7 protein-coding genes, 1 tRNA gene and 1 other RNA gene are annotated in these 14,360 nt (G+C 37.1%); 5 read left to right on the top strand and 4 right to left on the bottom strand.

The window, feature by feature from the left end:
- Nucleotides 1-109 precede the first annotated feature (109 nt).
- Both FA045_RS14115 and FA045_RS14110 read right to left on the bottom strand, forming a co-directional pair.
- Nucleotides 110-1,405 (bottom strand): site-specific integrase, encoded by a 1,296-nt coding sequence (locus FA045_RS14115; protein ID WP_136877728.1) that lies wholly within the window; start codon nucleotides 1,403-1,405, stop codon nucleotides 110-112.
- 229 nt (nucleotides 1,406-1,634) lie between these two features.
- Nucleotides 1,635-1,707, bottom strand: a tRNA-Lys gene (locus tag FA045_RS14110).
- A 211-nt stretch (nucleotides 1,708-1,918) separates the two neighbouring features.
- Between FA045_RS14110 and FA045_RS14105 the strand changes: the two genes are divergently transcribed.
- Together FA045_RS14105 and FA045_RS14100 are read left to right on the top strand one after the other, a co-directional pair.
- On the top strand, nucleotides 1,919-4,078 hold the full coding sequence (locus FA045_RS14105; protein WP_136877727.1) for a glycoside hydrolase family 3 C-terminal domain-containing protein: 2,160 nt from the start codon (nucleotides 1,919-1,921) through the stop codon (nucleotides 4,076-4,078).
- A 108-nt stretch (nucleotides 4,079-4,186) separates the two neighbouring features.
- Nucleotides 4,187-4,684, top strand: coding sequence for a D-glycero-alpha-D-manno-heptose-1,7-bisphosphate 7-phosphatase (locus FA045_RS14100; RefSeq protein ID WP_136877726.1), 498 nt, complete (start codon nucleotides 4,187-4,189; stop codon nucleotides 4,682-4,684).
- A 407-nt stretch (nucleotides 4,685-5,091) separates the two neighbouring features.
- Here the strand turns inward: FA045_RS14100 and fsa are convergent, their stop codons facing one another.
- On the bottom strand, nucleotides 5,092-5,751 hold the full coding sequence (gene fsa, locus FA045_RS14095) for a fructose-6-phosphate aldolase (protein WP_136877725.1): 660 nt from the start codon (nucleotides 5,749-5,751) through the stop codon (nucleotides 5,092-5,094).
- A gap of 89 nt (nucleotides 5,752-5,840) precedes the next feature.
- Nucleotides 5,841-5,940: signal recognition particle sRNA small type (gene ffs / locus FA045_RS14090), an RNA gene on the bottom strand.
- Between the two features lie 1,099 nt (nucleotides 5,941-7,039).
- Between ffs and gltB the strand changes: the two genes are divergently transcribed.
- The 3 genes from gltB (at nucleotide 7,040) to FA045_RS14075 (ending at nucleotide 14,034) form a co-directional block, all read left to right on the top strand.
- Complete coding sequence (gene gltB / locus FA045_RS14085; protein WP_136877724.1) at nucleotides 7,040-11,539, top strand: glutamate synthase large subunit; 4,500 nt, start codon at nucleotides 7,040-7,042, stop codon at nucleotides 11,537-11,539.
- Between the two features lies 1 nt (nucleotide 11,540).
- Complete coding sequence (locus FA045_RS14080) at nucleotides 11,541-13,007, top strand: glutamate synthase subunit beta (protein ID WP_136877723.1); 1,467 nt, start codon at nucleotides 11,541-11,543, stop codon at nucleotides 13,005-13,007.
- A 385-nt stretch (nucleotides 13,008-13,392) separates the two neighbouring features.
- A complete protein-coding gene (locus FA045_RS14075; protein WP_136877722.1) occupies nucleotides 13,393-14,034 on the top strand; it encodes a hypothetical protein in 642 nt (213 codons plus the stop codon).
- The last annotated feature ends 326 nt before the right edge of the window (nucleotides 14,035-14,360 follow it).

Raw genomic sequence — 14,360 nt, 5'->3', positions numbered from 1 at the left:
TAGCATTGAAGTTGCTAGGTGCAAATTAAATCTTCAGTAATCTCCTCTGTAAGCATTAAAAAATGCTTTAGATGTCAAAAATAATCTCCCTGATCGGTAGCTAATTGGTCTATTGAAAAGTGTTTCTCAGTTCTCCTTTTTTATCAAATAATATACTTTTTGATTCATTCATCTTTTTACCAATCCTGCTTTTCTTTACTCTGGCATATCTCTGAGTAGTGCGAATGTTCTTGTGCCCCAACATTTTACTTACATCCTCTAATGAAAAGTTTAGCACATTTAGCATCATATCGGCAAATGTGTGCCTCGCTAAATGACTATTTAAAGATCTTCCTATGTTACATATATCAGATAGTTCTTTTAAATAGGAGTTATACCTAAAGTTACTGTTTACTGGGATTAAACGGTTATACACTTTACAATAAGGATGATTTTTATACTTCTCTATTAGTTCGGCAACAATGGGAAGTACCGGAACCATCTCTGTAACCTTAGTTTTACCACGTTCTTTTACTAGCCAAGGTTCATTTTCCGCTCCAACATATTTGATGTGCTCATTACTTAGATTATAAATATCTTGATAGGCAAATCCTGTAAAGCATTGAAATATGAATGCATCCCTAACTTTAGCCAAACGATCAATGCTAATTTTCTTCCGCCATAATTTTTCTACCTCAAAAACTTCAAGAGGTATGATTTCAGGATCTTCCGAGCCACACCTGAATTTCTCGATGGGGTTTTTAGAAATCCAATTATTTGTCTCGGCTAAACTAAGAAGCTGTTTTGTATTTTTTATCTGTTTCATTGCTGCACTATCTCCCAATACAGGCGTTCTTTTTACAGCAAGGTATTTATAGAATTTTTGAGCGAATGAATATTCAATAGCTGATAGGTCACAATCGTCGACTTTGAATTCAAATTTTAAAAACTCAGCTATTTTCTTTTGAGTAGCTTTCCACTGTTTTAATGTCTCTTTTGATCGCAATTTCTTCTCTACCAATTCGCAGAAATCCTTGATATGGCCTTCAGTTAATTCTAATAATGATGGTGTTTTTTGTTCTGTTTTTTTGCCTTTATCTTTTTTGTTTTCAATTGGTAGATTCTGAAATGCATTTTTCAGCATTAATGGACTTACGCAATCATATTGGGTTTTCAATACAGTAAAATTGACTTCAAGTGAACTCTCAATGTGATTAAGGGCTGTATTGATTTTTTTTGAATCAGTTGATCTAATAACTTTTTTTGTTTCAACGTTCCAGTCTTCAATATGTACCTTTTGTGATGTTGAAAATTCTACATCTTTTCCATCTATAGAAATTCTACAGATAATAGGGGCAAAGCACTTGGAATCTGCCTTAGATTTACGGTGCCAGAATAGGATTTTTAGGGCTTGGTTACTTTTCATTTCTCAATCTTTTGGTAAAACACGTTTTGTTTGTTTTCAGATTGTTCTTCTTACTTTAAATCAATTTGATCTGGTATGACTGGTGCCCAAATTTACCGATTACAATTGGGCACCAGTTAGGGCACCAGTTTGTATGATTTAAGATGGTTTGAAATGACCTATTATTTTTTCAGAATTGCGGTTTAAAATATCTTTTAAACAGAAAAGGCGCAATCTCTTGCGCCTTTCGTGATCCCGCTGGGATTCGAACCCAGGACCACTACATTAAAAGTGTAATGCTCTACCAGCTGAGCTACGGAATCAATTAAAGCTTCGGATTAAATCGTTTGCTTTAATGCGTGCAAATATAGGGTTCTCCTTAAAGTTGTGCAAGCATTTTCTAGTGATAACTTGTACTCTATTGATTTATAAGGTGATTAATTACAAAACCATGATTTTTTATATACTCATAGGTGATTTTAAGCCAGAAATTGTTTAAAATTGTTAACCAAAAAAGCTTATAAAACATCCCGTATGCGTAAAGTTCTCTATTTTTTATATTTAGTATGCTCGTGTTTATGTAGCACTGCTCAAGAAACCCCATACCTAAATTCCAAACTTCCTTTAGAAACTCGTGTGCAAGATTTATTGAAGCGAATGACTTTAGAAGAAAAAGCTGCCCAAATGAACAGTAAAACACCTGCAATAGAACGACTAAAAATGCCAGCTTACAATTGGTGGAATGAGGCTTTACATGGCGTAGCTAGAGCAGGTTTGGCTACATCTTTTCCACAACCGATTGGTTTAGCTGCAACATTTAATATCGATGCTATTTTTACAATGGGTACAATGGTAAGTGATGAGGCAAGAGCAAAGCACCATCAATTTGTTAAAGAGGGCAATCGTGATATTTATACCGGATTAACTTTTTACTCGCCCAATGTAAATATTTTTAGAGACCCACGCTGGGGCAGAGGACACGAGACTTTTGGCGAAGACCCCTATTTAACTGGAAAATTAGGCGTAGCATTTGTAAAAAGTATGCAAGGCGATCATCCTAATTATTTTAAAACAATCACCACAGCAAAGCATTTTGCCGTACACAGCGGGCCAGAACCTAGTAGACACGAGTTTGATGCTAAACCCTTAAAAAGAGATTTATGGGAAACTTATTTACCTGCCTTTAAAATGCTTACACAAGATGGACATGTATATTCGTTTATGTGTGCCTACAATCGCCTTTATGGCAAACCTTGTTGTAGCGATACTTATTTATTAAATGATATTTTACGCAAAAAATGGGGATTTAAAGGTTTTGTAGCTACAGATTGTGGTGCAGTTTATGATTTTTTCATGTTTCATAAAACAGCAAAAGATAGTGTTGAAGCAGTGGCACAAGCTATAAAAGGAGGGGCTGATAACCAATGTTGGGGTTATGCTGGTGCAGTAATTCCCGCTATAAGGCAAGGACTTTTAAAAGAAAGCGAACTAGATACTGCTGTTGCTCGTTTGCTGAGGGCTAAATTTAAACTAGGTGTTTTTGATGATGATGATATAAACCCCTATGCAAAAATTCCTTATAGTGTAGTTAATAACCAAAAACATCAAGCTCATGCTTTACAAATGGCCAAAGAAGCTATTGTATTGCTTAAAAACAATAAACAAACATTACCACTTTCTAAAAACATTAAAAATTTAGCGGTAATTGGACCAAATGCCAATGATGCAGAAATTTTATTAGGCAATTATAACGGAGATCCAGCACACATTGTAACACCTTTAGAAGGTATTCAAAAAACATTTTCATCCACCAGTGTGAGGTATGCAAAAGGCTGCAATGTAATTGATACACCTGGTTATAACAGACAAAAAGATTTTGATGAAGCTTTAGCTATTGCAGCAAAGGCTGAAGTGATTGTTTTTATTGGTGGTATTTCTCCTAGGTTAGAAGGTGAAGAATTGAAAGTGAAAGTGCCAGGCTTTTTGGGTGGAGATAAAACTGATTTAAACTTACCAGTAATACAAACAGATTTACTAAAGGAGCTTAAAAAATTAGGTAAACCTATTGTTTTGGTATTATTAAACGGTAGCGCATTATCTATCAATTGGGAACAGCAAAATGTAGATGCTATTGTAGAAACTTGGTACGGCGGCGAAAAGGGTGGTGCCGCATTAGCGGATGTATTGATTGGTAATTACAATCCCGCAGGGCGATTACCAGTTACCTTTTACAAATCCATTGATGATTTACCAATATTTGAGGACTACAGTATGACTGGAAAAACATATAGATATGTCACTAAGCCTGTTTTATATCCATTTGGTTATGGTTTAAGTTATACTAGTTTTAAATACAGCGATTTAAAATTATCCTCTGATCAACTCGATCAGCAAAAACCGTTAAATATCAGTTTTACTGTAAAAAATACGGGCAATTTTGATGGTGATGAAGTCGTTCAACTTTACATCAGCCAGGCAGGACAAAACATGCCAGTTAAAGAATTAAAGGGTTTTAAACGCATCAATATTAAAAAAGGAGCACTACAAGAGGTGACTTTTGAATTGAAAGCTTCTGATATACAACACTATAACGAGCAGTTAGATGATTTATCAATAGTGCCTGGTAAAATTAAATTGATGATAGGTTCCTCATCTGCAGATGTGCGTTTAGCAGGAGTTTTTGATTTAAAATAGCGCTTTTATTTATTTTGGTTTTATCAAGATAATGGCAAGATCCCTTGAATATTTTTCCTTTTAGTATTTTAACTTTAAAACATTCAAACTTTTCAACATCTTTACCAAATGAAGCAAAAGGCAATATTCTTAGATAGAGACGGAGTGTTAAATCACGAAAGGCATGATTACATTTGTAGAGTTGAAGATTTTGAAGTTTTGGAATATCAAATCCCACCTTTAAAGAAATTTTACAACGAAGGTTATTTGCTTATTGTAATTACCAACCAAGGTGGCATTGCTTTAAAACGTTATACTGAAGAAGCTTTAGCAGAAATGCACCAAATTTTATTCGACACCTATAAAAAACAAGGAGTTGAATTTAAGGATGCCTACCATTGTCCACACCACCCAACCATAAACGAACCATGTTTATGCCGTAAGCCAGGTTCTGGTATGTTATTAGATGCCATTGCAAAATATGATATCGACCCAGCTTTATCTGTAATGATTGGCGATAAACCACGTGATGTAGAAGCCGCAAACGGAGCAGGAGTGAAGGGAATTTTAATCGAACCTGATGAGCAGATTAATTATGAGCAGGTTAAAGCGATTTTGGCGAGTTAAGGATTTTCGTCATTTCGAAATGAGCTTTTCGCGATTGAGAAATCTTTTATTGGGTACAAGCTCCTTTAACAAAAGCATGTAAAAGTAACAGATATCTCCTCGCTGCGCTGCGTTCGATATGACGAAACGTGTTATACTTAGTTAACAAAAACCCACTGTCATTTTGAAATGAGCTTTTCGCGATTGAGAAATCTCCTTTGAAGTGCTCAGCGAAGCTAAATCTTTTATTTTATTGAGCACAAGCTCTTTTAACAAAAGCACGTAAAAGTAACAGATATCTCCTCGCTGCGCTGCGTTCGATATGACGAAACGTGTTATACTAAAAAGAGCTTCACAAAATTGTGAAGCTCTTTTTAGTATTTTATAATAGATGAACACAAAATCCATCTTACATTTCAATTTAAAATCTATTTACCGCTTGCTTTAGCATGATCTGCTAAAAATGTAGCTAAACCGCTATCCGTTAATGGGTGTTTTAACAAAGCAGTAATTGCAGCTAAAGGAGCAGTAATTACATCAGCACCTAACTTAGCACAAGCAACAATATGTAACGGACCACGAATTGATGCAGCTAAGATTTGAGTAGGGTAGCCGTAGTTGTCAAAAATTAAACGAATATCTTCAATTAAAGTTAAGCCGTCTGTAGAAATATCATCTAAGCGACCTAAAAACGGAGAAACGTAAGTCGCACCCGCTTTTGCAGCTAATAAAGCCTGACCAGCAGAGAATATTAGTGTACAATTTGTTCTAATTCCTTTACCAGAGAAATATTTAATTGCTTTTATACCATCTTTAATCATTGGTACTTTTACCACAATTTTAGGGTTTAAAGCAGCTAAAGCTTCACCTTCTTTAATAATATTTTTATAATCGGTAGCGATTACTTCTGCACTTACATTGTCATCAACAATATCACAAATAGCTTTGTAGTGGGCAATTACATTAGCATCGCCAGTAATACCTTCTTTAGCCATTAAACTAGGATTGGTAGTTACACCATCTAAAATGCCTAAATCTTGTGCTTCTTTAATGTTATCAAGATTTGCTGTATCAATAAAAAATTTCATAATATTTAATTCTGAGTTAAAATCGGTCAAGTTTATACCCTGAAAATTTCAATTCCCCCTTCAGGGGGTTAGGGGGTGGGAAAAGAAAAAATGGGCAAGCAACTTTTATCGCACCGCTACAACCTTCTACCCTTGCTTCGTTCCCGCCCTGGGGGAGTTCAAAGGGAGCTGATCGTAAAAGACTTGCCCGCCACAAAGGTAGAAAAAGGAAGCGTTTTACAAAAAGAAATCTGCTAAATTTTAAGAATAAATCTATCTGTTTGATTGATAGTTTGTTATAATTATATTGTCCTACTGATAAATTGCTTTAATGTTCAAAAACTAGAATTAATAAGAATTTGAAAAACATTGGCAATGCTTTTCGGCAAATGCAGCCCCTCTTTTCATTCCAAGTCCCTTGATCTTCGACTACCTGCCTACCGCAGGCAGGCGCTCAGATTGACAAGGGAGCTTTCCATTTCAATAGGGTTTATAAATTAAAGTTAGTAGCATTTGGCAAGTAAAAACCCCTCATAGTCTTTCCGTCATACCCAACTCGATTGGGTATCGTAATGCAAAAGATGGTTTTGTAAACCACCGTCTTAAGATATTTTTTTGACCTAAACATGCTTTACGATTGCCAGTCGAGCTGGCAATGACGCTTAACTTTTTTGATTCCGTCATACCCAGCTCGATTGGGTATCGTAATGCAAAAGAAGGTTACGTAAACCACCGTCTTAAGATTTTTTTTTGAGCTAAACATGCTTTACGATTGCCAGTCGAGCTGGCAATGACGCTTAACTTTTTTGATTCCGTCATACCCAACTCGATTGGGTATCGTAATGCAAAAGATGGTTTTGTAAACCACCCGTCTTAAGATATTTTTTTGACCTAAACATGCATTACGATTGCAAGTCGAGCTGGCAATGACGATATGTCTATCGCAACCTATAATAGTAGCAAAACCCTTTGTAATTAAACTGGATTGAAATGGCATACTTTTCCTGTCATACTGAGCTTGTTGAAGTACAGGAAAAGATACAATGTAAAGCCAGACAAACTTCAATAGTAGTAATGTAAAACCTTTTCTAAATGCTCTATTCGCATTTCTTATGCACGAATAGTAATACATAGCATTGTAAATATGGCAATTGTTATCGATGTCAATTATCAAATTCGTAATTTAATTAACTTTAATTATCTATTACATTAATATTTCATAAAAATTTTATCAATACTGAAATTTAACAAGTTTTTTAACTATCTTAGTGTTTCCTATACACTAACTAAGACCAATACAAGTGAACCAATGAATGAACAACAAGGATTATACCGTAAAAGCTTTGAACACGATGCATGTGGCATCGGTTTCGTAGCTCATGTGAAAGGGAGAAAGTCACATCAAATTATTTCGGATGCTATTACCATTTTAGAAAATTTAGATCACCGTGGCGCTTGTGGCGCAGAACCAAATACAGGCGACGGAGCAGGAATTATGATCCAAGTTCCGCATGAATTTTTATTCGACGAATGTTTAAGAACAGGTTTCAGCTTACCTGCTTACGGCGATTATGGCGTTGGCCAACTATTTTTACCAAAGGAAATTCGTGCTCGTGAAGAATGCCGTGAGATTATTTATCGCACTGCAGAAAAACTAGGACTAGAAGTTTTAGGTTTCAGAAAAGTACAGATTGATACTACTGATATCGGCAACATGGCGCTTTCTGTTGAACCAGAAATTGAGCAGGTATTTGTTGCTAGACCTTACCACATTGCCGAAGGTGCAGATTTTGAGCGCAAACTTTTTGTTCTAAAAACTTATTTAACCAAAACAATTTACAATACAGTTGAAGGAAGTAAAGAAGATTTTTACATTGTTTCTTTTTCATCTCGTACCATTATATATAAAGGTCAGTTAACTTCCCTACAAGTTAGAACCTATTTTACAGAGCTAAGCGACAAACGTATGGTTTCGGCCTTCGGTTTGGTTCACTCACGTTTTGCTACCAATACTTTTCCGTCTTGGCGTTTAGCGCAACCATTTAGGTATATCGCCCACAATGGCGAGATTAACACCTTGCAAGGAAATTTAAACTGGTTTAGATCGAGCGTTAAATCTTTTGCATCACCATATTTTACACCAGAAGAATTGAACATGATTCTTCCAGTAATTGATGAGACGCAATCAGATTCTGGCTGTTTAGATAACGTAGTTGAATTATTATTACATGCTGGTCGTTCATTGCCACATGTTTTAATGATGTTAATTCCTGAAGCTTGGGATGGCAACGAGGATATGGATCCTATTAAAAAGGCATTCTATGAGTTTCATGCTTCGCTAATGGAGCCATGGGATGGGCCTGCTGCTATTGCCTTTACAGATGGCAGATTAATCGGTGCAACTTTAGATAGAAACGGTTTGCGTCCTTCTCGTTATGCGCTAACCAGCGATGACCGAGTAATTATGGCTTCTGAATCTGGCGCTTTGGCAATCGATCAAAGTACAGTAATCGAAAAAGGTCGTTTAACGCCGGGCAAAATGTTCGTGGTTGACATGCAACAAGGTAGAATCATCTCTGATGAGGAAATCAAACAACAAGTTTGCAGTCGCCGCCCTTATGCCGATTGGATTAACCAATATCAAATAAAATTAGAGGAATTACCAGAACCAAGGGTAATGTTTACCAACTTGGCTGAGGATTCTATATTTAAATACCAACAAGTTTTCGGTTATAGCCGCGAAGACATCGATTTATTGTTAAAACCGATGGCAATTGAAGGTAAAGAAGCAATTGGTTCGATGGGTACAGATACGCCATTGGCGATTTTATCTAAACAACCTCAACATCTGTCATCTTATTTTAAACAGTTATTTGCGCAGGTTACCAATCCACCAATCGACCCAATTCGTGAGAAAGTGGTGATGAGTTTGGCTGGATTTATGGGCAACAATGGTAATTTATTGGAAGAAAACCAAATGCAGTGCCACTGTGTGGGCATCAAACATCCAATATTAACCAATTTAGAATTAGAGAAATTACGTAGTATCGATACCGGTTTATTTCAATCTAAAACACTGCAAATGTATTTTAGAGCCGATGGCAAACCGGGTTCATTGCAAAAAGCTTTAGACCGTTTGTGTCGTTATGCGGTTGATGCGGTAGAGGATGGTTTCCAAGTAATCGTGCTAACAGATAGAGCAATTGATTCTGAACATGCGGCAATTCCATCTTTATTAGCAGTTTCTTCTGTCCACCATCACTTAATTAGAAAAGGTTATCGTGGTGCTGTGGGTATTGTGGTTGAGGCTGGTGATGTTTGGGAAGTACACCATTTTGCAACCTTGATAGGTTTTGGTGCAACGGCTGTTAACCCGTATTTAGCTTTAGAAACCATCCGTAGATTTGACGTAGAAAGCGGTATCAAACCTGAAAAATTAATCTCGAACTATATTTATGCGGTAAATAATGGCTTGTTAAAAATTTTCTCTAAAATGGGAATTTCAACTTTACAGTCTTATCATGGCGCACAAATTTTCGAAATCTTAGGTATCAATCAACAAGTTGTAAATACACATTTTACTGGTGCGGTTTCTCGCATCGGCGGATTGGGATTAGACGAAATTGCGCATGAAACGCTGATTAAACATCGTCGTAGTTTTGGACCAAAAACACAAGCAGAACCTATTTTGCCAACTGGCGGAACCTACAAATGGAGAAGACGTGGAGAGAAACATTTATTCAATCCAGAAACCATCCACTTGTTACAAAATGCCACTAGAACTAACAACTACGCCACTTTTAAAAGATATTCGAAGTTAATTAACGAGCAAACGCAACAAGCTTATACCATTCGTGGTTTATTAGAATTTGATTATTCTCGCCCTGCGATAGGATTAGAAGAGGTAGAATCTACCGAATCTATCTTAAAAAGATTTGCAACCGGAGCAATGTCTTTCGGTTCAATTTCTCACGAAGCACACTCTACTTTAGCCATTGCCATGAACCGCATCGGCGGAAAAAGCAATACCGGCGAAGGTGGCGAGGATGATATGCGTTACCAGAAAATGGAGAACGGCGATTCGATGCGTTCGGCGATTAAACAAATTGCATCGGCACGCTTTGGGGTTACAAGCAATTATTTAACCAATGCAGATGAGTTGCAGATTAAAATGGCGCAAGGTGCAAAACCAGGAGAAGGTGGTCAATTACCAGGGCACAAAGTGGATGATTGGATTGCAAAAGTTCGTCACGCTACGCCTGGAGTTGGTTTAATTTCGCCTCCGCCACACCACGATATTTATTCGATTGAAGATTTAGCACAGCTGATATTTGATTTGAAAAATGCAAATAGAGCAGCTAGAATTAATGTAAAACTGGTTTCTAAAGCGGGTGTTGGTACAATTGCAGCTGGTGTTGCTAAGGCACATGCCGATGTAATTTTGGTTTCAGGTTACGATGGCGGAACAGGTGCATCGCCTTTAACTTCTATCCAACATACGGGTTTGCCATGGGAATTAGGTTTAGCAGAAGCACATCAAACTTTGGTAAAAAACAGATTAAGAGGCAGGGTAGTGGTGCAAACTGATGGTCAGTTAAAAACTGGTCGTGATATTGCCATTGCAGCTTTATTAGGTGCCGAAGAATGGGGCGTAGCAACTGCAGCATTGGTTACCACTGGCTGTATCATGATGCGTAAATGCCATTTAAATACTTGTCCGGTGGGTGTAGCCACACAAGACCCAGATTTAAGAAAATTATTTACTGGCGATCCAGCACATGTAGTAAATCTATTCCATTTCTTGGCAGAAGAGCTTCGCGAAATTATGGCTGAGCTTGGTTTTAGAACCATTAATGAAATGATTGGTCAATCTCAAGTATTAAAAACCAGAGAAATTGCCGATGCAGATTGGAAATTGAAATATGTAGACTTATCTCCAATTTTATACAAAGAACCAGATCATGGTTTGCCATTGTACCAAACAGAATTTCAAGATCATGGATTGGAAAGTGTTTTAGATCATCAATTGATTGAAAAAGCACAACCAGCCATTTTAAATAACGAACCTGTATTTGCGAATTTTGAAGTTAAAAATACTGATCGAGCCATTGGAACGATGTTATCTAACGAGATTTCTAAAGTTCATAAAAGTGCAGGTTTGCCAGCAGACACCATTAATTTTAAATGTTTCGGCTCTGCTGGACAAAGTTTTGGGGCTTTTGCTGCTAAAGGTTTGACTTTAACCTTAGAAGGCGAAGGAAATGATTATGTTGGTAAAGGTTTATCGGGTGCAAAATTGGTTGTTTATCCTTTCAGTAACATCAATTATGTTCCCGAGCAAAATATCATTATTGGTAACGTAGCCTTGTATGGTGCAACTTCTGGAGAGTTATACATTAGAGGAAAAGCTGGTGAACGTTTCGCAGTACGTAACTCAGGCGCAACATCGGTTGTAGAAGGAGTAGGAGATCACGGTTGCGAATACATGACAGGTGGCGAGGTGCTCGTAATTGGCGATACAGGCAGCAATTTCGCTGCAGGTATGAGTGGCGGTATCGCTTGGATTTACGATGTAAGCAAAACTTTTGCTAACAAATGTAACCCAGAAATGGTTGACTTAGACCCACTACAAGCAGAAGATGAAGAACGCATTACTACACTATTAAAAAATCATATCAGATTAACCAGCAGTAGAGTTGCAGAATTTATCTTAAGCGATTGGGAAAATCAATCGGCACACTTCGTAAAGGTATTCCCTAAAGAATACAAAGCAGTTTTATTAAAACGTCAACAAGTTAAAACCAATTAAGATGGGGAAAGTTACAGGATTTTTGGAGTACGAAAGAGTTTCGCCTACCAGACAACAACCTAGCGAACGCCTAGAACATTATAACGAATTTTTAAATCCACTTCCAGCCGAGCAATTGAACCATCAAGCTGCCCGTTGTATGGATTGTGGTGTACCTTTTTGCCAATCGGGTTGCCCATTAGGTAACGTGATACCAGAATTTAATGATGCTGTTTACAAAGGCGAATGGTTAAATGCGGCAGAGATTTTATTGAGTACCAATAATTTTCCAGAGTTTACTGGCAGAATTTGTCCGGCACCTTGCGAAAGTGCTTGCGTATTGGGCATCAATAAATCTCCAGTTTCTATCGAGGAAATTGAAAAACACATTATCGAAATTGCTTTTGACAAAGGTTATATCAAAGCCAATGCACCATTAATTAGAACCGGCAAAAAAGTTGCTGTAATTGGCTCTGGACCTGCGGGTTTAGCTGCTGCAGCTCAACTGAATAAGGCTGGTCATGAGGTTACGGTTTTTGAACGTGATGATGTACCTGGTGGTTTATTGAGATACGGTATTCCAGATTTTAAACTACAGAAAGATGTAGTGGAGCGTCGCATTAAATTAATGGAAGAAGAAGGCATTGAGTTTAAATGCAATGCGAATGTTGGCGAGAATGTAGAATTGAGTACTTTATTGAGAGAATATCAAGCTTTGGTATTAGCAGGTGGCTCAACAATTCCACGTGATTTAAACTTGTCAGGAAGAGAATTGGAAGGGATTTATCCTGCAATGGATTTCTTAAAACAACAAAACAAGCGTGTTGGTGGCAGAGCTATTGAAGGCAAAGAACTAAAAGCAACTGGTAAAAATGTAATCGTAATTGGTGGTGGCGATACAGGTTCTGATTGTATTGGGACTTCTAACCGCCATGGTGCAAAATCGGTTACACAGTTTGAAATTATGCCAATGCCACCAGAAGCTAGAACAGAACACATGCCTTGGCCACAATACCCAATGTTGTTAAAAGTAACTTCTTCGCATGAGGAAGGTGCGCATAGAAATTGGGCGGTAAATACACAGAAGTTCAACGCTGATGAAAATGGCAATTTGAAATCTTTAAGTGTAATTGAAGTGCAATGGGAAATTGATGCAAATGGAAGAGCTTTAGGCTTTAAAGAAATTCCAGGAACAGAAAAAGAATATCCATGTGAATTGGTTTTATTGGCGATGGGTTTCTTACATCCTCAAAAACAAGGTTTATTAGAAAAACTAGGTGTAGAATTAGATGAACGTGGAAATGTGAAAGCAATTGAAGGTAATTTCCAAACGAATATTCCTAAAGTTTTTGCTGCCGGAGATATGCGTAGAGGTCAGTCTTTGGTGGTTTGGGCCATTTCTGAAGGTAGAGAAACCGCTAGAAAAGTAGATGAATATTTAATGGGCTACAGCAAGTTGCCATCGAAAGATGCGGTTGCTTATGCGTAAACTAGTTATGTCATCCTGAGCTCGTCGAAGGATTATTACCACATAGGCACATAGAAGACATAGGTTTTATACATCAAGTCTGTCACCCTGAGCGTAGTCGAAGGGTCTCATCCATAAATTAATAGCCGCAGATACGCAGATTTAAATCTGAGTTTCTGTGGCTTTTTTATGTTCAATAGATAGTAATTTCGAGGCTGTTTTGGGCTAGAGTGAGCCGTGGCAATCTCATTTGCAGTTTTTTAAAGCAGAATCTTCCCTTTGTGGTTCTCAGTGTACTATGTAGCAACGTTTATGAACATAAATATTTATTTTGTTAATTGTGGAAATTCCAAAGAAGAAACATCATTCATCAAAATTTCGTATATTGAATTTTAAATAATCAATAATGCATAAAGTATCCTTTTCTGTTCTATTATGCTTAGCAGCTTCTTTAAGTTCGTTTGCGCAAAAAGATTGGTCTGCTATTGAATCGGACCTTTATAGACAAATGACAGACAAGAAAATTACTACTGAGGAGTGGTCCTTTAGACTAAGAAAAGATGCAGGATATTTCGATCGGCTTAGCCTTTGGGTAGAAGATGAAAGTGAAATTTCAGATAAATCCACCGAAAAAATAAAACTATATTTTCCAGCAGATTTTAAGGTGGTAATGCCAAATGGAAATACGTTTGCAAAAGCTTACTTGTTAAATAATACAGCTGATTCAATCGAAATTGCAAGGATAGATGCTACTTTAGCTAATGTGCAGGAATATTATTTCATTAAAAATAAATGGGTAGCATTCAGAACAAATGGAACTTCGACATGTGGAAATAGTTATTTTAGCAATAAATTACCTCCCAATCGACAGCTTACCCTAGAACTAACTAATGATATTTTAACTGATGGAACAAAGAAAATACCCTATAAAATTTCTATTGTGATAGGATCTCAACAAATCGAATCAAATGTAATTACTGTTAAATTGCATGATACCCAATTAAAGAGAATGATGGAAGGTGTTTCGAAGTTAAACAACAAACTCTAAGAGGAAACCATCCCTCCAAAAGAACTACTTACTTTCTACTATAAACCTTCAGCCTACGGCAGACAAGTATTGTAGCGGCATCCTTTTTAGCTATCATCCTGATTTATAACGATTTTACATCGGTAGCCTAGTCGTAGACACCCAAAAAGATATAGCGGAAGGGCTGCACAAACCAAAAGGTACAAACATTGTTTTTCTAAAAAGCTTTGTCATTCAGAGCGTAGCGAAGAATCTCTATTGTGAACCGCTTAGAGATGCCTCATTCCTGGGAAGGAGAAACCCAGGCAGATGCTGAAATAAATTCAGCAAGGACGGACCTAATCTTT

Origin of the sequence: Pedobacter cryotolerans (assembly GCF_005116475.1) — a bacterium.
GTDB classification, from domain to species: domain Bacteria; phylum Bacteroidota; class Bacteroidia; order Sphingobacteriales; family Sphingobacteriaceae; genus Pedobacter; species Pedobacter cryotolerans.
This window is presented reverse-complemented; position numbering and strand designations above follow the sequence as displayed.